17 protein-coding genes are annotated in these 20,213 nt (G+C 62.4%); 6 read left to right on the top strand and 11 right to left on the bottom strand.

The window, feature by feature from the left end; translation table 11 throughout:
- Positions 1-98 precede the first annotated feature (98 nt).
- From ATY02_RS03270 to ATY02_RS03280, 3 genes are all read left to right on the top strand, one after another.
- Entirely contained in the window at positions 99-374 is a 276-nt protein-coding gene (locus ATY02_RS03270) for a polyhydroxyalkanoic acid system family protein (RefSeq protein WP_068589307.1), read from the top strand.
- Positions 375-576: 202 nt separating this feature from the next.
- Positions 577-999, top strand: coding sequence for a phasin family protein (locus tag ATY02_RS03275; RefSeq protein ID WP_083235673.1), 423 nt, complete (start codon positions 577-579; stop codon positions 997-999).
- Positions 1,000-1,009: 10 nt separating this feature from the next.
- Complete coding sequence (locus tag ATY02_RS03280) at positions 1,010-1,852, top strand: phasin family protein (RefSeq protein WP_068589301.1); 843 nt, start codon at positions 1,010-1,012, stop codon at positions 1,850-1,852.
- 69 nt (positions 1,853-1,921) lie between these two features.
- Here ATY02_RS03280 and ATY02_RS03285 read toward each other — a convergent pair whose 3' ends face one another.
- The 10 genes from ATY02_RS03285 to ATY02_RS03330 form a co-directional block, all read right to left on the bottom strand.
- The gene (locus ATY02_RS03285; protein ID WP_068589298.1) at positions 1,922-2,542 is read right to left on the bottom strand and encodes a TetR/AcrR family transcriptional regulator; all 621 of its coding nucleotides are present in this window, start codon (positions 2,540-2,542) and stop codon (positions 1,922-1,924) included.
- Positions 2,543-2,603: 61 nt separating this feature from the next.
- Positions 2,604-4,286 (bottom strand): class II poly(R)-hydroxyalkanoic acid synthase, encoded by a 1,683-nt coding sequence (gene phaC / locus ATY02_RS03290; protein ID WP_068605712.1) that lies wholly within the window; start codon positions 4,284-4,286, stop codon positions 2,604-2,606.
- A 108-nt stretch (positions 4,287-4,394) separates the two neighbouring features.
- On the bottom strand, positions 4,395-5,255 hold the full coding sequence (phaZ, locus tag ATY02_RS03295) for a poly(3-hydroxyalkanoate) depolymerase (protein WP_068576316.1): 861 nt from the start codon (positions 5,253-5,255) through the stop codon (positions 4,395-4,397).
- Positions 5,256-5,382: 127 nt separating this feature from the next.
- Positions 5,383-7,062 (bottom strand): class II poly(R)-hydroxyalkanoic acid synthase, encoded by a 1,680-nt coding sequence (phaC, locus tag ATY02_RS03300; RefSeq protein ID WP_068605710.1) that lies wholly within the window; start codon positions 7,060-7,062, stop codon positions 5,383-5,385.
- Between the two features lie 256 nt (positions 7,063-7,318).
- The gene (locus tag ATY02_RS03305; RefSeq protein WP_068576308.1) at positions 7,319-7,696 is read right to left on the bottom strand and encodes a gamma-butyrobetaine hydroxylase-like domain-containing protein; all 378 of its coding nucleotides are present in this window, start codon (positions 7,694-7,696) and stop codon (positions 7,319-7,321) included.
- Positions 7,697-7,835: 139 nt separating this feature from the next.
- Positions 7,836-9,179: an ATP-dependent protease ATPase subunit HslU gene (gene hslU / locus ATY02_RS03310; protein ID WP_068576306.1), complete on the bottom strand. Its 1,344-nt coding sequence runs from the start codon at positions 9,177-9,179 to the stop codon at positions 7,836-7,838.
- Positions 9,180-9,257: 78 nt separating this feature from the next.
- Entirely contained in the window at positions 9,258-9,788 is a 531-nt protein-coding gene (hslV, locus tag ATY02_RS03315) for an ATP-dependent protease subunit HslV (protein WP_068576314.1), read from the bottom strand.
- 194 nt (positions 9,789-9,982) lie between these two features.
- Entirely contained in the window at positions 9,983-10,690 is a 708-nt protein-coding gene (locus ATY02_RS03320; protein ID WP_068576304.1) for an SPOR domain-containing protein, read from the bottom strand.
- A gap of 1 nt (position 10,691) precedes the next feature.
- A complete protein-coding gene (gene argS, locus ATY02_RS03325; RefSeq protein ID WP_068576302.1) occupies positions 10,692-12,428 on the bottom strand; it encodes an arginine--tRNA ligase in 1,737 nt (578 codons plus the stop codon).
- Between the two features lie 181 nt (positions 12,429-12,609).
- Entirely contained in the window at positions 12,610-14,829 is a 2,220-nt protein-coding gene (locus ATY02_RS03330) for a primosomal protein N' (RefSeq protein ID WP_068576299.1), read from the bottom strand.
- 277 nt (positions 14,830-15,106) lie between these two features.
- Here ATY02_RS03330 and rpmE point away from each other — a divergent pair, with 277 nt between their 5' ends.
- The 3 genes from rpmE (at position 15,107) to ATY02_RS03345 (ending at position 17,611) form a co-directional block, all read left to right on the top strand.
- Positions 15,107-15,328 carry a 50S ribosomal protein L31 gene (gene rpmE / locus ATY02_RS03335; RefSeq protein ID WP_011058815.1) on the top strand — a complete coding sequence of 74 codons (222 nt, stop codon included), beginning with the start codon at positions 15,107-15,109 and terminating at the stop codon, positions 15,326-15,328.
- Positions 15,329-15,369: 41 nt separating this feature from the next.
- Entirely contained in the window at positions 15,370-16,155 is a 786-nt protein-coding gene (locus ATY02_RS03340) for a thermonuclease family protein (protein WP_068576298.1), read from the top strand.
- Between the two features lie 187 nt (positions 16,156-16,342).
- Positions 16,343-17,611: a malic enzyme-like NAD(P)-binding protein gene (locus ATY02_RS03345; protein ID WP_068576296.1), complete on the top strand. Its 1,269-nt coding sequence runs from the start codon at positions 16,343-16,345 to the stop codon at positions 17,609-17,611.
- A 112-nt stretch (positions 17,612-17,723) separates the two neighbouring features.
- Here the strand turns inward: ATY02_RS03345 and ATY02_RS03350 are convergent, their stop codons facing one another.
- Positions 17,724-20,156, bottom strand: coding sequence for a penicillin-binding protein 1A (locus ATY02_RS03350; RefSeq protein WP_416220670.1), 2,433 nt, complete (start codon positions 20,154-20,156; stop codon positions 17,724-17,726).
- Between the last annotated feature and the right edge of the window lie 57 nt (positions 20,157-20,213).

A 20,213-nucleotide genomic window follows, 5' to 3' on the forward strand; every position in this document is an offset into this window, starting at 1 on the left:
TGGCAAGCCTGAATGTAAGATAGCCATCCGCCGGGACGTTTTGACGCACATAGGGTCAAGATGTTTCAGGCAAGTCCCGAAACAGCAGGAGTCCTTAGATGGCCCGTATTAGTGTTGAACGTGCCCATGGCCTGGGTAAGCAGGTTGCCCGTGAGAAGGCCGATAAACTGGCGCAGAAACTTGCCGATCAATACGGCCTGCAACCGCAGTGGGCGGGGGATACGCTGAATCTCAAGCGCTCCGGGGTCAAGGGCGCGGTGCATGTGGGCGATGAGTCGATTCGCATCGATGTGGAACTGGGCATGTTGATGTCGGCCATGAGCGGCACCATCAAGGCGGAGATCGAAAAGGCCTTGGACAAGGCCCTGGCCTGAGTCCTTTGCCTGCGCCGGTGACGGCGTGCCCGGGCACTGCAAGGGTGCCCGGGGAGCATCGCCCGCCGATTGACTGGCGGAACCTGCGCGCAGGGTTTTATTGCATTCGTTAGGGTGCCGATTCTAATTTTTCTCTCTAGGTTGTGCCTCAAGTCCTCTTGTCGAGGGCAGTTCCTCAAACCTTCTGCGCGTGAGGTGCACCATGACCAAAGTAATTCTGAAGAAAAAAGTTGATGTTCGATCGACTGCTCTGAGCGAAGTCAAATCCTATGCCCGCAAGATCTGGCTGGCTGGTCTGGGCGCCTACGCCAAAGTCGGCCAGGAAGGCAGCGATTACTTTCAGGAGTTGATCAAGGCAGGTCAATCCGTTGAAAAGAAAGGCAAAAAAGCTGTCACTGAACAACTTGAAGCGGCCAATAGTCAGATAGATAGCGTCAAGGGGGATGTCAGCACGCTTAAAGGCCGGGTCGAAGTGCAGTTGGATAAAGTCGAGAAGGCTTTTGATACGCGCGTCGCCAGTGCCTTGAATCGCATCGGCATTCCGTCTAAACATGACGTTGAGACACTCTCTGCTAAGCTCGATGAGCTGACTGCATTGCTCGAACGTGTCGCGCGTAAACATTAAGGAGAACGGGATGGCTGGTAAAAAGAATACTGAAAAAGAAGGCAGCTCGTGGATCGGGAAAGTCGAAGAGTACTCCCGTAAAATTTGGCTTGCTGGTTTAGGCGTGTACTCGAAAATCGACTCTGACGGCAGCAAGCTTTTCGAATCCTTGGTCAAGGATGGCGAGAAAGCCGAGAAGCTGACCAAGAATGTAGTCGGCAAGAAAGTCGATGCCGCCAAAGATTCCGCGAACTCGGCCAAGTCGCGAATCAGTGACGTCAAGGACCGTGCCCTGGGCAAGTGGGATGAGCTGGAAGGAGCTTTCGACAAGCGCCTGAACAGCGCTATTTCGCGCTTGGGCGTCCCGAGCCGCAATGAAGTGAAGGCGCTGCATGACAAGGTCGATACCTTGACCAAGCAGATCGAGAAGCTCACAGGTGCCAAGGTTGCGCCGGTAGCGGCCAAGCCCGCAGCCGCCAAGCCCGCGGCCAAACCCCTGGCCAAGCCTGCAGCCAAACCAGCAGTCAAGGCGGCTGCGAAACCTGCTGCGAAACCTGCAGCCAAGACCGCAGCCGCCAAGCCCGCGGCCAAGCCAGCAGCCAAGCCGGTTGCAGCAAAACCCGCCGCCAAGCCTGCGGCAAAACCGGCAGCAAAACCGGCAGCAGCCAAGCCTGCCGCCAAACCCGCTGCGAAGCCGGCTGCGGCGAAAAAGCCTGTTGCCAAGAAGCCCGCTGCCAAACCTGCGGTCGCGGCCAAGCCCGCCGCGGCAGCGCCAGCGGTATCGGCCAGTTCGGCGAACTCCGTTGCCGCACCGGCTCCAGCGGTAACTCCAGCGGCCACATCGACCCCTGCGACGCCAAGCAGCCAGTCCTGATTCCATCAGGATGCAGAAACGCCCGGCCTGCGAAGACCGGGCGTTTTTTATTGGCGGGAGAAAGCCGGGCTACTGCTGTTCATCCAGGTAGCGCAGGGCCATCTGTTCCGTGGCCAGCTTGGCCGGTGGCAACAGATGCGGGGCGACCAGCATCATGATCTGGTAGACCACCAGGCGAACCTCGCCCTCGCGATCGAGAATCCGCTGGTAGTCCAGGGAGAACAGCAAGGTCATGGTGATCTGTTCCACCAACTGGCCCAGGGCCTGGGTGCCACTGACCAACTGCCCCATGGTCTTGAGCCGGGCCAGCAGCGAGGCGAGCGTACGCTTGAGGGCGTTGAGCAGGTTGCGAATGCCCTTGGCCAGCTTTGGCAGACGCCCGGCCAGGTTGGACAAGTCCTGGAACAGGAAGCGGTAGTGGGCCAGGCGCTCGACGATCAGGTGCAGGAACAGCCAGTAGTCTTCCGCCTCCAGTTGTGCGTTGGACGGCGGGTCCAGCAGCGGCGTCAGTTCGCTCTGGAAGCGTTCGAACAGGCCGAGTACCAATGGCTCCTTGCCGTGGAAGTGGTAGTAGAGGTTGCCGGGGCTGATCCCCATTTCATTGGCTACCTCCATGGTGGAGACGTTGGGCTCGCCCTTCTGGTTGAACAACTGCAGGGCACATTCGAGTATCCGGTCGCGGGTCTTCATCCTGACTTCTTGTCGGTCCGTTTAGGGGCGGCTCCGCTCTGGAGCCGAAGGGCAAGGCGTTTCAGCGCACGCGTACGTAGGTGCCAGGGGCATCTTCCATGGGGGGGTACTTCTGGTTGCCCAATGTGGCCAGGGATTCGCGCTGCGTTCCCGAACGTGCCTGGACCCAGGCCAGCCATTGGCCCCACCAACTGCCGTCGACATGCTCGGCATCGTAGTACCAGGCTCGCGGGTCGCTGCTCAGCTTGGGGTTCTCCACGTAATTGGCCTTGGGGTTGCCGGGTGGATTGAGGATGCTCTGGACGTGTCCGCTGTTGGACAGCACGAAGCGTCGCTCGCCACCCAGCAGCAGGGTCGAGCGATAGACCGCATCCCAGGGGGTAATGTGATCGTTGATCCCGGCCACGCTGAAGCTGTCCACGGTGACTTTCTGCAGGTCGATCGGGGTCCCGCACACCTCCAGCCCCCCGACATGGCTCAACGGGTTGTGCTTGAAGAAGTCCAGCAGGTCGCCGTGCAGGGCGGCCGGCAGCCGGGTGCTGTCGTTGTTCCAGTAGAGGATGTCGAACACCGGCGGCTCCTTGCCCAGCAGGTAGTTGTTGATCCAGTAGTTCCAGATCAGGTCGTTGGGCCGCATCCAGGCGAAAACCTTGGCCATGTCACGACCGTCCAGGACGCCCTGTTGGTAGGAGCGGCGCTTGGCGGCCTCCAGGGTCTTCTCGTCGGCGAACAGGGTCGCCGGGCTGTCGAGCTGGCTGTCCAGCAGGCTCACCAGATAGGTCGCGCTGGACACCCGGCGCAACTGCCGCTTGGCCTGCAGGTGGCCCTGCAAGGCGGCAATGGTCAGGCCCCCGGCGCAGGCGCCCACCAGGTTGACCTCGCGGCTGCCGCTGATGGAGCGCGCGGCATTCAGGGCTTCCTCGGCCGCTTCGACATAGCTCGACAGGCCCCACTCGCGGTGCCGTACATCCGGGTTGCGCCAGCTGACCATGAACACCTGCAGGCCGTTCTTCAGCGCGTACTGGACGAAGCTGTTGGTCGGGCTGAGGTCGAAGATGTAGTACTTGTTGACCTGCGGCGGCACGATCAACAGCGGCTTGGCGTACTGCTTTTCGCTCATGGGGCGGTACTGGATCAGTTCCAGCAGTTCATTGCGAAACACCACCGAGCCTGGGGTAACGGCCAGGTTCCTGCCGACTTCGAAGGCGTGCCTGGTCACCTGGTTGGGCAGCCCGTTGTTGTGCAGCAGGTCATCCACCAGGTTGCCGATACCGCGCACCACGCTGTTGCCGCCGGTGTTGAAGATCTCCTTGATGGCCAGCGGGTTGAGCAGGGTATTGGAGGGAGACACGGCATCGTTGAACAGGGAGAAGGCGAAGTGCGCACGAGCCCGGTCGTCCTCGTCCATGCCGCTGTCGTCGATCCAGTGCCGGACCTGTGTCTGCCAGCTCAGGTAGGCCTGCAATCCGCGCTTGTAGAAGGGGTTGAGGCTCCAGGCCGGGTCGGTGAAGCGGTTGTCCTTGGGGTTGGGTTTGTGCAGGGTCTCGCCCAGGAGTACCCGACCCAACTGATTGCCCAGGGCCAGGGTGTGGCGGACGCTGTGCAATGGGTTGCGCAGGCTATGGGCCGCGACGCTGCGCAAGGTGGAAAGCAGGTCACGGCCGCGCAAGCCGGTAATCGCGCTTTGTGCCGTGATATAGGTTGCAGGGGAGGGCAGCGCACCCTGCGCAGGCTTGTCTTGCATGAGTCAACACTCCTTCGTCAAACCACCAACAAGCAGACCAATTCAAGACAGATAACATAGTCGGTCCTGGCCCTTCCTGCGCGCGACGGTCCTGTCGACAGAGCTCTTTTATTTGGCCGGGTGTACTGGCAACGGGTGCGGATGCATCACTGCCCGCTGCCGCTCCTCCTGGAGGAACTTCATGATGATCGGGGCGACGGCCTCGGCCCGGGTGATGAGGAACAGATGGCCGTCGTCGATGATGTGCAACTGGGCGTTGGGGATGCGCCAGGCGAGCATGCGCATGTTGATCAGGGGAATCAGCGGGTCGTCGTCGCCGGCCAGCACCAGGGTCGGCTGGTGGATCTTGTGCAGCCAGTGGATGCTGGTCCAGCCCACTCCGGCGAATAGTTGCCAGTAGTAGCCCAGCTTGCCGGCCGAACGCACTTTCGCCGCATGTTCGGCCGCCAGGTTCGGGTCACGGCGGAAGGCCCCGCCGTAGATCAACGGTGCAATACGCATGACGTGGGAGGGCTGCACGTAGCGCCGTGGGCTGGCCATCATCCACAGCACCTTGGGTTTGCCGGGAACCATGAAGGCGCCGGCGGCGGTGGCTGCCAGTACCAGCTTCTTGCAACGCTCGGGGTAGTCGTAGGCGAACTGCTGGGCCAGGGCCCCGCCCCAGGACACGCCGACGGCATTGACCTGGCCATAGTCGAGGTAGTCGAGCATGCGCGCGGTGAGCTTGGCCAGGCCCGGAAAACGGTAGGGCCGGCTCGGTGTCGATGAGCCGCCGACACCGGGCACGTCGAAAGCGATGACTTCCAGGTCCGGGTCCAGGGCCTGGACGAAGGGGAACACCAGCTCCAGGTTGGCGCCGATGCCGTTGAAGATCAGCAATGGCGTCAAGTGAGGCTTGCCGGGACGTACCGCGGTGCGGATGGTCTGGCCATCCAGGTCGACGGTACGGAAGATGAAAGAGTGTGGCATGCCGTAGCCCTGTGAATTGAACCGTTGGAGGCGCCCTTGCTGGCGCGCTCCGGATTTCCCGAGGCCAGGCCTCATATCAAGAATAGGGCTTGGCGGCACTTTTGGTACCGCCGTGCTCGAGGCCCGATCAGCGTTCGTGGACGTAGGTGCCCGGCGATGCCTCGCCTGCCGGGTACTTCTTGCTGCCCAGGGTCTCGGGTGCCGGCTTCAGTTCTCCAGAGCGCTGTGCCTGCCAGGCTTGCCAGTGCAGCCACCAGGAGTCGGTGTGCTTGACCGAGTTCTCTTGCCACTGGTCGGGGCAGTCCGGGATCTCGGAGCTGGTCATGTAGCGCGCCTTGGGGTTGCCCGGTGGGTTGAGGATGCTCTGGATGTGCCCGCTGCTGGAGAGAACGAACTCCACATGGCCGCCGAACAGTTGCGCCGACTTGTAGCAGGACTTCCACGGCGTGATGTGGTCGTTGGTACCGGCCAGGGAGAAGATGTCGGCGCTCACCTGCTTCAGGTCGATCGGCGTGCCGCACACTTCCAGGGCATTGGCCCGGGTCAGTGGGTTGTTCTTGAACATCTCGATCAGGTCGCCATGGAACGCGGCAGGCAGGCGCGTGGTGTCATTGTTCCAGAACAGGATGTCGAACACCGGCGGCTCGTTGCCCAGCAGGTAGTTGTTGACCCAGTAGTTCCAGATCAGGTCGTTGGGCCGCATCCAGGCGAAAACCTTGGCCATGTCACGGCCTTCGAGCACGCCAGCCTGGTAGGAGTGGCGCTTGGCGGCCTCCAGGGTCTGCTCGTCGACGAACAGTGCGACCTGGGTGTCCACGGTGGTGTCGAGCACGCTCACCAGCAGGGTCAGGGCGTTGACCTTCTTCTGGCCCAGTGCCGCATAGTGCCCTAGCAGCGCGGTACAGGTGATGCCGCCGGAGCAGGCGCCGAGCATGTTCACATCCTCGCTGCCGGTGATGGCGGTCACTACGTCGACCGCTTCCTTCAAGGCCTCGATGTAGGTGGACAGGCCCCACTCGCGCTGGGCCTTGGTGGGGTTGCGCCAGCTGACGATGAAGGTCTGCACGTTGTTGCGCAGGCAGAAGCGCGCCAGGCTCTTGTCCGGGCTGAGGTCGAAAACATAGAACTTGTTGATCTGCGGCGGCACCACCAGCAACGGGCGCTCATGCACCTGCTCGGTGATGGGCCGGTACTGGATCAGCTCCAGCACATCGTTGCGAAACACCACCGAACCTTCGCTGGTGCCCAGGTTCTTGCCCACTTCGAAGGCGTCCATGTTGACCTGGCTGGGCATGCCGCCGTTGTGCACCAGGTCCTTGGCCAGGTGGGACAAACCGTCCAGCAGGCTCTTGCCGCCGGTTTCGAAGAAGCGCTTGACCGCGGCGGGGTTGGCCGCGCTGTTGGTCGGGGCCATGGCTTCGGTCATCAGGTTGATCACGAAGTGCCCGCGGCTGATGTCCTGTTCGGAGAGGTTGCTATTGCCGATCCAGTCGTGAAGCTCCTTGCGCCACGCCAGGTAGGTTTGCAGGTAACGCCTGTACAGCGGGTTCTGGCTCCACGCCGGGTCGATGAACCGGCGGTCGTCGCTTTCTGGTTGCAGGCTCGACTTGCCGAACATCACGTTCTTCAGTTCGACGCCGAAATGGGCAACGTGCTTGACACTGTGGATGGGTTGTTTGATGGCCTGGGCAAGCACCATTCGAGCAGAGGTAAGCAGATCCTTTCTACGCAAGCCGATGACCGGATTGAGCCCCAGGGTGTTCTCCGAGGCTTGGCGTTTCAGGTCATCGTTATTCTTGTTACTCATCTACGACGCTCCATTGTCCTGAGACGAGTACCGGGCTTGCTGTGCAGTTACACAGCACGATGCCGGTACTACTGCTCGGGTGACCGTTATTTGCGCACCGCTGCTTCTATGTTCCGAAAGCTCTGCAGGGAACCTGCCAGATCCATTGGTTACCCGAGTTTATTTTTTTTCGCAAGCAGGCCATTCATTGACCATGCAGCCCTGCATTCAAACAGATGGAATTAGAAAATGCCCTCTAAACAGCCAGAGGCTTGAGCTAGAGCATCAGCTTGACGATGGACTCGTTCGGATCACGGGACTTTCCAGCGGCCTTGAGTTGCTCCAGGTAGTCGCTCCACAAGTCGTCCTGGCGCAGTGCCAATTGGTACAGGTAATCCCAGGTGAACAGTCCGCTGTCATGACCGTCGTCGAAGGTCAATTTCAGTGCGTACTGGCCGGCCGTTTCGATCTTGCTCAGGCCGACGCCGAGCTTGCCGAATTGCAGGATGGGGTTGCCGTGGCCCTGGACCTCGGCGGAGGGGGAATGCACCCGCAGGAATTCCGCAGGCAGGTGGTAGACCTCGTCCGGCCCGTAGGTCAGGGTCAGGGTCTTGGAGGCTTTGTGCAGGTTGATGCCGGTGGGCAGGCGGGCCATGGGCGTTCTCTCTTGAGCTTCAAGCTGCAAGCTTCAAGCTACGAGCAGGGAGATTCAAGCCATCGCGGATAAAACAGTAGCGAAGCGTTGCTGCAAGCGACGCGAATCAGCTTGTCGCTTGCAGCTCGCAGCTTGGCGCTTAGAGGATGTAGCGGGACAGGTCTTCGTTCTGTGCCAGCTCACCCAGGTGGCTGTTGACGTAGGCCGCGTCGATGCGGATCGGCTCCTCGCTGTGGGCGCTGGCCAGGTCGCCGGCGCTGAACGACACCTCTTCGAGCAGGCGCTCGAGCAAGGTATGCAGGCGACGAGCCCCGATGTTCTCGGTCTTCTCGTTGACCTGGTAGGCGATCTCCGCCAGGCGCTTGATGCCTTCGTCGGCGAACTCGATGTCCAGGCCTTCGGTCTTGAGCAGCGCAGAGTACTGTTCGGTCAGGGACGCGTGCGGTTCCTTGAGGATGCGTTCGAAGTCCTCTGGAGTCAGGGCCTTGAGTTCGACACGGATCGGCAGGCGACCTTGCAGTTCAGGCACCAGGTCGCTCGGCTTGCTCAGGTGGAACGCGCCGGAGGCGATGAACAGGATGTGGTCGGTCTTGACCATGCCCAGCTTGGTGTTGACGGTGCAGCCTTCGATCAGCGGCAGCAGGTCGCGCTGCACGCCTTCACGGGAGACATCGGCGCCGCCGACGTTGCCGCGCTTGGCCACCTTGTCGATCTCGTCGATGAACACGATGCCGTGCTGCTCGACGGCTTCCAGGGCCTTGGCCTTGAGTTCTTCCTCGTTGACCAGGCGGCTGGCTTCTTCATCGCGCACCATTTTCAGTGCTTCCTTGACCTTCAGCTTGCGGGTCTTGCGCTTGCCCTTGCCCATGTTGGCGAACAGGCTCTGCAGCTGGTTGGTCATCTCTTCCATGCCAGGTGGCGCGGCGATCTCGACGCCCATGTTCTCGGCGACTTCGATCTCGATTTCCTTGTCGTCCAGCTGCCCTTCGCGCAGGCGCTTGCGGAACAGCTGGCGGGTGTTGGAGTCGCTGCTGGTCTGCGCGGCTTCCTCGGCAAAGCTGCTGACCCGGGCCTGGGGCAGCAGGGCGTCGAGGATGCGGTCCTCGGCGGCGTCTTCGGCGCGGTGGCGCACACGGACGATTTCCTGCTCGCGAAGCATCTTCAGCGCGGCGTCGGCCAGGTCGCGGATGATCGACTCGACGTCGCGGCCCACGTAGCCCACTTCAGTGAACTTGGTGGCCTCGACCTTGATGAACGGTGCATTGGCCAGCTTGGCCAGGCGGCGGGCGATTTCGGTCTTGCCCACGCCGGTAGGGCCGATCATCAGGATGTTCTTGGGGGTGACTTCAGCCCGCAGCTCGACAGGCAGTTGCATGCGCCGCCAGCGGTTGCGCAGGGCAATGGCCACGGCGCGCTTGGCGTCGTCCTGGCCGATGATGTGGCGATTGAGTTCGTGGACGATTTCGCGGGGTGTCATGGACATAGTAATTGGCGGTTCTCAAGCAGGAATGAATGCCGTGGCACGCCTGCCGCCTGGCGGCAGGCCCGAGCCGGAACAGGCTTATTCCGCGAGATCCTGCTCCTCGATGGTTTGAGTGTGGTTGGTGAATACACAGATGTCGCCGGCAATACCCAGGGCGGTCTCGACGATCTCGCGAGCCGACAGGTCGGTCTTTTTCAGCAAGGCGCTGGCAGCCGCCTGGGCGTAGGCGCCACCGGAACCCATGGCGATCAGGCCGTCTTCAGGTTCGACCACGTCGCCGTTGCCGGTGATGATCAGGGATGCATCCTTGTTGGCCACGGCCAGCATGGCTTCCAGGCGGCTCAGGGAGCGATCGGTACGCCATTCCTTGGCCAGCTCGACAGCGGCGCGGATCAGGTGGCCCTGGTGTTTTTCCAGCGGGCCTTCAAAGCGTTCGAACAAGGTGAAGGCATCGGCGGTGGCCCCGGCGAAGCCTGCGATGACCTGGCCGTGGTACAGGCGGCGAACTTTCTTCGCATTGCCTTTCATCACGGTGTTGCCAAGGGAAACCTGGCCGTCGCCGCCCATGACGACTTTGCCGTGGCGGCGGACTGAAACGATGGTGGTCAAGGGGAAGTCTCCACGCAGCGGGGCGAAAGTGCCCAGATGGAAACTCATATGGGGGTGGTGCGAGGTTTTTCAACTGCAATGTGTGGAGAGAGACGAGTGGTGGGCGTCCCGGGAGGAAGGGATAGCGGCTGTTTGGGGGGAACCCTGGGGCCGCGAGGCGGCCCGGAGGGAGCGAACTCCCTCGCCATAGGGTGTCAGCGGCTTTGACGCTGTTGTAACAGCAGGTTGCTGAAGCCGGCGCCTGCCAGTTGCTTCTGGGCAACGGTCAGTTGCTCGCGGTTGCTGAACGGGCCGACCAGTACTCGGTACCAGGTCTCCTCCTTGACGGTGCCGGACTCGACCGAGACCGACTGCCCCAGCAGGATGATTTGCGCGCGCACCTTGTCGGCATCGGCTTCCTTGCGGAACGAGCCGGCCTGGAGGAAGAACTTGGTGACCGGAGCCGCCTTGGCCACGGGAGGCGCTGGTGGCGGGGTGATGCCGGCGAGGGCGGCCTGGGCCCGGGCAGTATCGATCTTCGCCGCTTCCGCCGGGGTTACCGGGGTAGTTGGCACTGGCGGCACCTGTGGTGTCGGCAGGGTTTTTTCCGGTACGGCTTCAGGCGGCACAATGACTTCCGACTCCGGCAGCAGCGTATAGAAGTCGTACTTGGGCTTCACCGGCTGCTGTGGGCTGGGCGGAGTCTTGTTGGCCTCGGCAATCTTGGTGGCTTTCTGCTGCTCGATTTTCTCGCGCTTGACGCTGTCGCCACCCTTGCCGGGCTCGAGCTTCATCAGGAACACGATGAAGGCGCCGATGGTCAGGCCGATGGCCAACCACAACCAGCCCGGAATCGGCTTCTTGGCCGGAGGCTGGTAACGGCTGGCGCCACGCTTGGGTGCAGGTTTTTTCTTGGCAGCCAACTTACATTTGCTCCAGGACTTCGAGGCCCAGCAGTTCCAGACCTTGCTTGAGGGTACGCCGGGTCAGCTCGGTCAGGCGCAGGCGGCTATTCATCTGCTCGGGAGTCTCGGCTGCCAGGATCGGGCAGTTTTCGTAGAAGCTGGAGAACAGCCCGGCCACATCGTACAGGTAGCTGCACAGCACGTGGGGGGTGCCTTTTTCGGCGACGTTGTTGAGGGTCTCGCCAAACTGCGCCAGGCGTGCCGCCAGCTCCAGTTCCTGGGCGGCGTGCAGTTCGATCTTGCCCTGTACCTGGCTGAAGTCCTTGCCCAGCTTGCGGAACACGCCGGCAGCACGGGTATAGGCGTACAGCAGGTAGGGCGCGGTGTTGCCTTCGAAGTTGAGCATCAGGTCGAAGTTGAAGCTGTAGTCGCTGGTGCGGTGCTTGGACAGGTCGGCGTACTTCACCGAGTCGATGCCCACCACCTTGGCGATGCGGCGCAGGTCGGCTTCCGCCAACTGCGGATTCTTCTCCTTCACCAGGGCGTAGGCCCGCTCCTCGGCTTCGGTCAGCAGGTCGATCAGCTTCACGGTGCCGCCATCACGGGTCTTGAACGGACGGCCGTCGGCGCCGTTCATGGTGCCGAAGCCCATATGCTCCATGTCCATCGGATGGGTGACGAAGCCGGCCTTGTGGGCCACCGCGAACACTTGCTGGAAGTGCAGGGCCTGGCGCTGGTCGACGAAGTACAGGGCGCGGTCGGCCTTGAGCTTGCCGCTGCGGTAGCGCACGGCGGCCAGGTCGGTGGTGGCGTACAGGTAGCCGCCGCCGGCCTTGACGATGATCACTGGCAGCGGCTCGCCCTCGGCGTTCTTGAACTCGTCGAGGAACACGCACTGGGCGCCATTGCTTTCCACCAGCATGCCCTGGGCCTTGAGGTCGTTGACCACATTGATCAGGTCATCGTTGTAGGCGCTCTCGCCCATCACGTCGGCCATGGTCAGCTTGACGTTGAGCAGCTCGTAGATCTTCTGGCAGTGGGACAGGGAGATGTCCTTGAACTTGCTCCACAGGGCCAGGCAGTCCGGGTCGCCGGCCTGCAGCTTGACCACCAGGCTGCGAGCGCGATCGGCGAAGGCTTCGGACTCGTCGAAGCGCTGCTTGGCGGCGCGGTAGAAATTCTCCAGGTCCGACAGCTCGTCGCTGGTGATGGGGTTTTCTTCGAGGTACGCCATCAGCATGCCGAACTGGGTGCCCCAGTCGCCCACGTGGTTCTGGCGGATCACGGTATCGCCGAGGAACTCCAGGACCCGTGCCACGCCGTCGCCGATGATGGTGGAGCGCAGGTGGCCGACGTGCATTTCCTTGGCCAGGTTGGGCGCCGACATGTCGATCACGGTGCGTTGTGCCGGGCCGGCCTTGCGCACGTTCAGGTGGGCGTCGTCGAGGGCGGCGTCCAGGCGGGCGGCCAGGGCCTGGGTGTTCTGGAAGAAGTTGATGAAGCCTGGGCCGGCGATTTCCGCCTTGCTCAGGTTCTCGTCGGCCGGCAGGGCGGCGATGATCTTTTCCGCCAGATCGCGAGGCTTCATGCCGGCGGGCTTGGCCAGCATCATGGCGATGTTGCTGGCGAAGTCGCCGTGGGTCTTGTCGCGGGTGTTCTCGACCTGGATCGCCGGCGCCAGACCTTCTGGCAACACACCTTCGGCGACGAGTTGGGCGATGGCTTGCTGGATGAGCTGGCGAATGGTGTCTTTCATGGTCTTCTCTTTCGACCGCTGGCGCGGCGGCGCTTCGATGCGCAGGTGGAAAAACTGGGCATTATCCGTTGCCAGGGGCGGGTTGCCAACCTCTGGGGGGTGAGTGGCAGGCACCAGGCTTCAAGCAGCAAGGATCGGCAGGTTCTGCTTGCTGCTTAAACCAGGGGCTGCAGTTGGCCTGTCAGTACAGGTCGACGGGGTCCACATCCAGCGACCAGCGAACTTGCCGCCCGCTAGGCATCTGCTCCAGTGCCAGCAGCCAGCTGCTCAACAGGCGGTGGAGCGGGGCCCGGGCGCTGGCTTGCAGCAGCAGTTGAGCACGATAACGTCCGGCCCGGCGCTCCATGGGGGCGGGTACAGGCCCCAGCAGCTCGATGCCGCCCAGCTCCTGTTCGGCCAGCAGGCGCTCGGCTTCGCTGCAGGCTTCGTCCAGGAAAGCCTCGGCCTGGCCTGGCTTGTGGGCCTCGGCGCGCAGCAGTGCGAGGTGGGCGAAAGGTGGCAGGCCGGCGCTGCGCCGTTCGCTCAGGGCCTGCTCGGCGAAGGCGAAGTAGCCTTGCTCGGTCAGTTGTACCAGCAGCGGATGGTCGGCCAGGTGGGTCTGGATGATCACCTTGCCGGGTTCTTCGGCGCGCCCTGCGCGTCCCGCTACCTGGACGATCAGTTGTGCCATGCGTTCGCTGGCGCGAAAGTCCCCGGAAAACAGGCCGCCATCGGCATCCAGGATCGATACCAGGGTGACCCGGGGGAAGTGATGACCCTTGGCCAGCATCTGCGTGCCGACGAGGATGCACGGATGGCCTTTCTGGATGGTGGCGAACAGCTGGTTCATCGCGTCCTTGCGCGAGGTGCTGTCGCGGTCCACCCGCAGTACCGGGTAGTCGGGAAACAGGATGGCCAGGCGCTCCTCTGCCCGTTCGGTGCCGGCTCCCACTGGCCGCAGGTCGACCTTGCCGCACTGTGGGCAATGCCGTGGCACACGTTCCACATGGCCGCAGTGATGGCAACGCAGTTCGCCCGAACGCTGGTGCACGGTCATGCGGGCGTCGCAGCGTTCGCATTCGGACATCCAGCCGCAGTCATGGCACAGCAGCGTCGGGGCGAAGCCGCGGCGATTGAGGAACACCAGGACCTGTTGCCCGGCGGCCAGGGTCTGGCCGATGGCTTGTTGCATGGGCCCGGAAATACCGCTGTCCAGTGGACGGCTCTTGACGTCCAGGCGCAGGAAACGCGGTGGTTTTGCACCGCCGGCCCGTTCATTCATGCGCAGCAGGCCATAGCGGCCGGTGTAGGCGTTATGCAGGCTTTCCAGGGATGGGGTGGCCGAGCCCAGGACGATCGGGATGTCTTCCTGGCGGGCGCGGACCAGGGCCAGGTCGCGAGCGTGGTAGCGCAAGCCTTCCTGCTGTTTATAGGAGCCGTCGTGCTCCTCGTCGATGATGATCAGCCCGGGATTCTTCATCGGGGTGAACAGCGCCGAGCGGGTGCCGATGATGATATCCGCCTCGCCGTCCCGGGCCGCCAGCCAGGCGTCCAGGCGCTCACGATCATTGACCGCCGAGTGCAGCAGGGCGATACGCGCATTGAAGCGTTGTTCGAAGCGGGCCAGGGTCTGGGGGCCGAGGTTGATTTCCGGGATCAGTACCAGGGCTTGCTTGCCGGCTTCCAGGGTTTCGCGGATCAGTTGCAGGTAGACCTCGGTCTTGCCGCTGCCGGTGACTCCTGCCAGGAGGAAGGCATGGTAGCTGTCGAACCCGGCGCGGATCGCTTCATACGCGGCGCGTTGTTCGCTGTTGAGCGGCAGTTCCGGCTGGGCCAGCCAGTGTTCGTGACGTGCTCCAGGGGCGTGCCTGCGTACCTCTATCTGCACCAGGTCCTTGGCCAGCAACAGGTCCAGGCTGTCCTTGCTCAGCATCAGCTTGCTCAAGAGCGCATGGGGGACACCGTGGGGGTGTTGGGCCAGGGTGGCCAGGGCTTCTCGCTGGCGGGGGGCACGGGCTATTCGCGGATCGTCGAGGCGAGCGCCGGGCGCGACCGACCAGAAGCGTTCCTGGCGGGCCTCGGCCGGCTCACCCTGGCGCAGCAGCACCGGCAAGGCCCAGCTCAGGGTGTCGCCCAGGCTGTGCTGATAGTACTGGGCGGTCCACAGGCACAGCTTGAACAGGGCTGCTGGCAACGGTGGGGTGGGATCCAGCAGGGCGAGGGCCGGCTTGAGCTTTTCCGCCGGGACTTCGCTGTGATCCGCTACCTGGACCAGGATGCCGATCATTTCCCTGCGCCCAAATGGCACTCGCAGGCGCATGCCTGGTTGCAACTGGCTGCGCAGTACCCCGGCTGGGGCGCGGTAGTCGAACAAGCGGCGCAAGGGCGAAGGCAGGGCTAGGCGCAGGATGGCGTCGGGCACGCGGGGAGGTCTCACAGGGCGGGCAGTCGGTAGGTTTTGGAGCCTAACAGACGAGCGCAGGGGTGTCCTGCACAAGCGTGGGCACCTGTTCACGGGTGCATGCTGTCGATTCCGGGTAGGGAGCGGCGCGGGCTGTCAAGGTGGTGGAGGGTTTTTCTGATGGAGGGCAGTCAGGATCTCTTGCGCGATTGATGGGGTCTGGTAGAATCCGCGCCCTAATTCGTGCGGTATTCAACAATAGTGTTGGGTGGCGGCACGCTAGCCTGAGGAATACATCATGAAAGCCGATATCCATCCAGTATACGAAGCCATTACCGCTACTTGCAGCTGCGGTAACGTCATCGAAACTCGCTCCACCCTGGCCAAGCCTCTGAGCCTGGACGTGTGCAACGAGTGCCACCCGTTCTACACCGGTAAGCAGAAGACTCTGGACGTTGGCGGTCGTGTCGACAAGTTCAAGTCGCGCTTTGGTGCTTTCGGCGCAACGAAAAAGGCCTGAGGCTGATCGTTCTGGAAAGCCGATACCGACTTTCCTCGCTGATGAAAAAGGCGTCCCTAGTGGGCGCCTTTTTTGTGCCTGCGATTTGGCTGACAGCCGCCCAGGCGTTTTGCCCAGCCCCGGCTCCGGCGTCATTGACTCCTGTGGTGGTGGCGCGGGTAGTGGACGGTGACACCCTGCGTCTCAAGGACGGCCGCAGCGTACGCATGATCGGCCTCAATGCACCGGAGTTGGCCGCAAAGGGGCGTTTGGCCGAGCCGTTGGCCGTGGCGGCACGCAGGCGCCTGGAGCAACTGGTCGCGCGCAATGGTGGCCGGGTTGGCCTGGTGCCCGGTCGCGAGAGGTTCGATCGCTATGGGCGGACCCTGGCCCATGTCTATGGCGCCAATGGCGTGAACTTCGAAGCCCGGTTGATTGCCGAGGGGCTCGCCTACCATATCGCCCTGGCGCCGAATGTCGCATTGGTCGCCTGCCAGCAAGCTGCTGAAAACCATGCGCGCAGGGCCAGGCTAGGGCTTTGGCGGCGTTCGCCTGTACTGAAACCGGAGCAGATTCGCTCCTCGGGTTTTGCCGTGCTGAGCGGGCGGGTAAGTGGGGTGCAACGCAATCGCAACGGGGTTTGGATCACATTGAATGGAGCGGTTGTATTACGCATTGCACCCAATATCCGTGGCCGCTTCCCCCCTGAGCGGCTCAAAGGCCTTGTCGGGCGCCGCGTCGAGGCTCGTGGCTGGGTCGTGGATCGTCATCAGCGGGGGCGTTCCTCGCTGCCGCTTGCGCGCTGGATGATCTCGATCAAAGACCCTTCGATGCTGAGATTGCTCTGATGACAAATAAATTGTAGACATTTTTTATTTAGATTGTGAACAGTTGAAAGCCTTGCGGGCCGCGGCTCTTGGCCCAAAGTCGTAGGCTACAGGCCTTGACAGGGGTGACTGGCCAGTCTTGTGGGGACTATGCGACACGCGTATCCTCGGCGGTCCGTCTGTCCAACAGTAAAAGCGGAATGCCCACATGTCTGATTTGAAAACTGCCGCTCTCGAATATCATGCCAATCCTCGTCCAGGGAAGCTGAGTGTCGAGCTCACCAAGGCCACTGCTACCGCTCGTGATCTGGCGCTGGCCTACAGCCCCGGCGTAGCCGAACCGGTACGTGAAATCGCTCGCGACCCGGAGCTGGCCTACAAGTACACCGGCAAAGGCAACCTGGTTGCCGTCATTTCCGATGGCACCGCTATTCTGGGCCTGGGCAACCTCGGCCCGCTGGCCTCCAAGCCGGTGATGGAAGGCAAGGGCGTACTGTTCAAGCGTTTCGCCGGCATCGATGTGTTCGACATCGAAGTCGACTCCGAAAGCCCGCAAGCCTTCATCGATACCGTCAAGCGCATCTCCATCACCTTCGGTGGCATCAACCTGGAAGACATCAAGGCGCCTGAGTGCTTCGAGATCGAGCGCGCCCTGATCGAGCAGTGCGACATTCCGGTATTCCACGATGACCAGCACGGTACCGCCATCGTGACCGCGGCCGGGATGATCAATGCCCTGGAAATCGCCGGCAAGACCCTGGCCGATGCCAAGATCGTCTGCCTGGGCGCCGGTGCTGCCGCCATCTCCTGCATGAAGCTGCTGGTGAGCATGGGTGCGCAGATCGAGAACATCTTCATGGTTGACCGTACCGGCGTGATCCACTCCGGCCGTGACGACCTGAACCAGTACAAGGCAGTGTTCGCCCACGCTACCGACAAGCGCACCCTGGCCGACGCTCTGAAGGGTGCCGATGTGTTCGTTGGCCTGTCCGGTCCGAACCTGCTGAGCGCCGAAGGCCTGAAGTCCATGGCGTCGAACCCGATCGTGTTCGCCTGCTCCAACCCTGATCCGGAAATCTCCCCGGAGCTGGCCCATGCCACTCGCGATGACGTGATCATGGCCACTGGCCGTTCGGACTACCCGAACCAGGTGAACAACGTACTGGGCTTCCCGTTCATCTTCCGTGGTGCCCTGGACGTTCGCGCCAAGCGTATCAACGAAGAGATGAAGATCGCGGCGGCCATCGCCCTGAAGGATCTGGCCAAGCTGCCAGTGCCTCAGGAAGTCTGCGATGCCTACGGCGGCCAGGCGCTGGCGTTCGGTCGTGAGTACATCATTCCCAAGCCAATGGATGCCCGCCTGATCACCGTGATCTCCGATGCCGTGGCCAAGGCCGCCATCGAGACTGGCGTGGCCACCCTGCCGTATCCGAAGAACTATCCGCTCAAAAGCGTGAACGACGTGTTCAACGGCTAATTGCAGCCCATAAAAAACCCGGCCATCGAGCCGGGTTTTTTTATGGAGAAGTTTCAAGCTTCAAGCGGCAGGGGTTCCTTGTCGCTTGAAGCGCGTAGCTTGCGCTGCTGTTCTAGAACAGGTCGATCGGAGCGGCCTCGTCTGCCGGTAGTGGGCTGCCAGGGGCCATGCCATTGCCCAGCTCATTGACCGAGGGTGGGGTGTCTTCGCTCTTGAACAGCTCGAAGTAGGCGTTTGGCGTCCCCGGGGTAGCGGCGCGGCCGCTGACCGGGTCGACACGCAGGCTGAGGATGCCTTCCGGCTCGGGTTGGGTGTGGGGTGGCTTGCCCTTGAGGGCGGCGCCCATGAAGTTCATCCAGATCGGCAGGGCCACGGTGCCGCCATACTCGCGGCGCCCCAGGCTTTCCGGTTGGTCGAAGCCGGTCCATACCGTGGTGACGTAGTCGGCGTTGTAGCCGGAGAACCAGGCGTCCTTGGAGTCGTTGGTCGTACCTGTCTTGCCGGCCAGGTCCGAGCGGCCCAGGGCCAGCGCGCGGCGGCCGGTACCCAGCTTGATCACGTCCTCGAGCATGCTGTTGAGGATGTAGGTCGTGCGCCCGTCGATAATTCGTTCTGCAGTCACCGGCGCCTGGGCGGCTGGCTGGACTGGCGTTTCGCCGGTCGCGGTGTTGATCGTGAAGCCGTTCTCCGGCGCAGCGATACCACTGCTGGCAGTATCGCCAGTGGGGGCGCTGGGCGGGTTGGCGCTGAACAACAGCTCACTGTTACGGCTTTCGATCTTGTCGATGATGTAGGGGGTGATCTTGTAGCCGCCGTTGGCAAAGGTGCTCCAGCCGGTGGCGATCTCGATCGGCGTCAGGGTCGCTGTGCCCAGGGCCAGGGACAGGTTGCGCGGCAGGTCCTGCTTGTTGAAGCCGAACTTGCTGATGTAATCGATGGTGCGGTCGACCCCCATGCTTTGCAGCAGGCGGATCGATACCAGGTTACGTGATTTGTACAGCGCCTCACGCATGCGAATCGGACCCAGGAACGTGTTGTTGTCGTTCTTCGGCCGCCAGACCTTGTCCAGGTATTCGTCGACGAACACGATCGGGGCGTCGTTCACCAGGCTGGCCGGGGTGTAGCCATTGTCCAGGGCGGCACTGTAGACGAATGGCTTGAAGCTCGAGCCGGGTTGGCGCTTGGCTTGCGTCGCGCGGTTGTAGTTGCTCTGCTCGAAGGCGAAGCCGCCGACCAGTGCGCGGATGGCGCCGTTCTGTGGGTCCAGGGTCACCAGGGCGCCCTGGGCGACCGGGATCTGGCTGAACTTCAGAGAATTGTCTGCCTGGCGCTGTACGCGTACCAGGTCGCCGACCTGGGTCACGTCCGCAGGTTGGCGGGGCGAGGGGCCCATGCTGTTGGTGTTGAGGAACGGGCGGGCCCATTTCATGCTTTCCCAGGCCACATGTTCCTGGCCGTTGCGGGTCAGTACCTCAATGCCATTCTTCTCGACCTGGGTGACGATCGCCGGCTCCAGCCCGCTGATGGTCCGCTGTTTGGTCAGCTCGTTGGCCCAGGCTGCCTGGGTCTTGCCGGGCAGGCGCGATTCCGGGCCGCGATAGCCGTGGCGCTGGTCGTAGGTCATCAGCCCTTCATGGACCGCGGTATTGGCCATTTCCTGCAGGTCGCTGGGAACCGTGGTGGTCACCCGGAAACCTTCGGTGTAGGCGTCGCTGCCATAGCGGCCGACCATCTCGGCGCGGGCCATCTCGGCGATGTACGGTGCGCTCACTTCCGGAGTCGGTACGTGATAGCTGGCATTGAGGGGTTCGTTGACCGCCTCGGTGTAGGCCGCCTCGGTGATCTTGCCCAGCTTGTACATGCGCCCCAGGATCCAGTCGCGACGCTCCTTGCTACGCGCCGGGTTGGCCAGGGGGTTGAAGCGCGAAGGGGCCTTGGGCAGCCCGGCGATCATCGCCATCTGCGCCAGGCTCACATCGCGGATGGATTTGCCGTAGTACACCTGTGCCGCTGCCTCGATCCCGTAGGCACGGTTACCCAGGTAGATCTTGTTGACATACAGCTCGAGGATCTCGTCCTTGGTCAACTGACGCTCGATCTGCAGGGCCAGGAGGATCTCCGTCGCCTTGCGCGAGAAGCTGCGTTCGCTGGTGAGGAAGAAGTTCTTGGCCACCTGCATGGTGATGGTGCTGCCGCCGGACTGGATGTGCCCGCTCTTGACCAGTTGAGTGGCCGCCCGCATCAGGCTGCTGGGGTCGACGCCGTAGTGGTTGGCGAAGTTATCGTCTTCAGCACTTAGTAACGCATTGATGAAGTTTGGGGGAATTTCGGCGAAACGTATGGGATTACGTCGCATCTCGCCAAATTCTGCGATCAATTTTCCGTCGCTGCTGTACACCCGCAGGGGGATTTGCAACTGGATGGTTCGCAGGGCCTCTACCGACGGCAAGCCAGGACTAAGATAGAGAAACGCGCCGGAGAGGGCGAGGAGCAGCCCGCAGAACGCCGCTACGATGGACCACCCGAAAAACTTCAGCAGACGAATCAAGGCTTTTGGATTTCCAGAGAAAGGAATGAATTAGGCGTCGGGGTATTCATGATG

Source organism: Pseudomonas sp. BIOMIG1BAC, assembly GCF_001705995.2.
GTDB lineage: Bacteria > Pseudomonadota > Gammaproteobacteria > Pseudomonadales > Pseudomonadaceae > Aquipseudomonas > Aquipseudomonas sessilinigenes.

Excerpts from the sequence above, each read along its gene's own strand:
- rpmE (WP_011058815.1), top strand. The coding sequence starts at position 15,107 with ATGAAAGCCGATATCCATCCAGTATACGAAGCCATTACCGCTACTTGC.
- phaC (WP_068605710.1), bottom strand. The coding sequence starts at position 7,062 with ATGAGTAACAAGAATAACGATGACCTGAAACGCCAAGCCTCGGAGAAC.
- ATY02_RS03280 (WP_068589301.1), top strand. The coding sequence starts at position 1,010 with ATGGCTGGTAAAAAGAATACTGAAAAAGAAGGCAGCTCGTGGATCGGG.
- phaC (WP_068605712.1), bottom strand. The coding sequence starts at position 4,286 with ATGCAAGACAAGCCTGCGCAGGGTGCGCTGCCCTCCCCTGCAACCTAT.
- hslU (WP_068576306.1), bottom strand. The coding sequence starts at position 9,179 with ATGTCCATGACACCCCGCGAAATCGTCCACGAACTCAATCGCCACATC.
- ATY02_RS03285 (WP_068589298.1), bottom strand. The coding sequence starts at position 2,542 with ATGAAGACCCGCGACCGGATACTCGAATGTGCCCTGCAGTTGTTCAAC.
- ATY02_RS03340 (WP_068576298.1), top strand. The coding sequence starts at position 15,370 with ATGAAAAAGGCGTCCCTAGTGGGCGCCTTTTTTGTGCCTGCGATTTGG.
- ATY02_RS03345 (WP_068576296.1), top strand. The coding sequence starts at position 16,343 with ATGTCTGATTTGAAAACTGCCGCTCTCGAATATCATGCCAATCCTCGT.
- phaZ (WP_068576316.1), bottom strand. The coding sequence starts at position 5,255 with ATGCCACACTCTTTCATCTTCCGTACCGTCGACCTGGATGGCCAGACC.
- ATY02_RS03275 (WP_083235673.1), top strand. The coding sequence starts at position 577 with ATGACCAAAGTAATTCTGAAGAAAAAAGTTGATGTTCGATCGACTGCT.
- ATY02_RS03305 (WP_068576308.1), bottom strand. The coding sequence starts at position 7,696 with ATGGCCCGCCTGCCCACCGGCATCAACCTGCACAAAGCCTCCAAGACC.
- ATY02_RS03270 (WP_068589307.1), top strand. The coding sequence starts at position 99 with ATGGCCCGTATTAGTGTTGAACGTGCCCATGGCCTGGGTAAGCAGGTT.
- argS (WP_068576302.1), bottom strand. The coding sequence starts at position 12,428 with ATGAAAGACACCATTCGCCAGCTCATCCAGCAAGCCATCGCCCAACTC.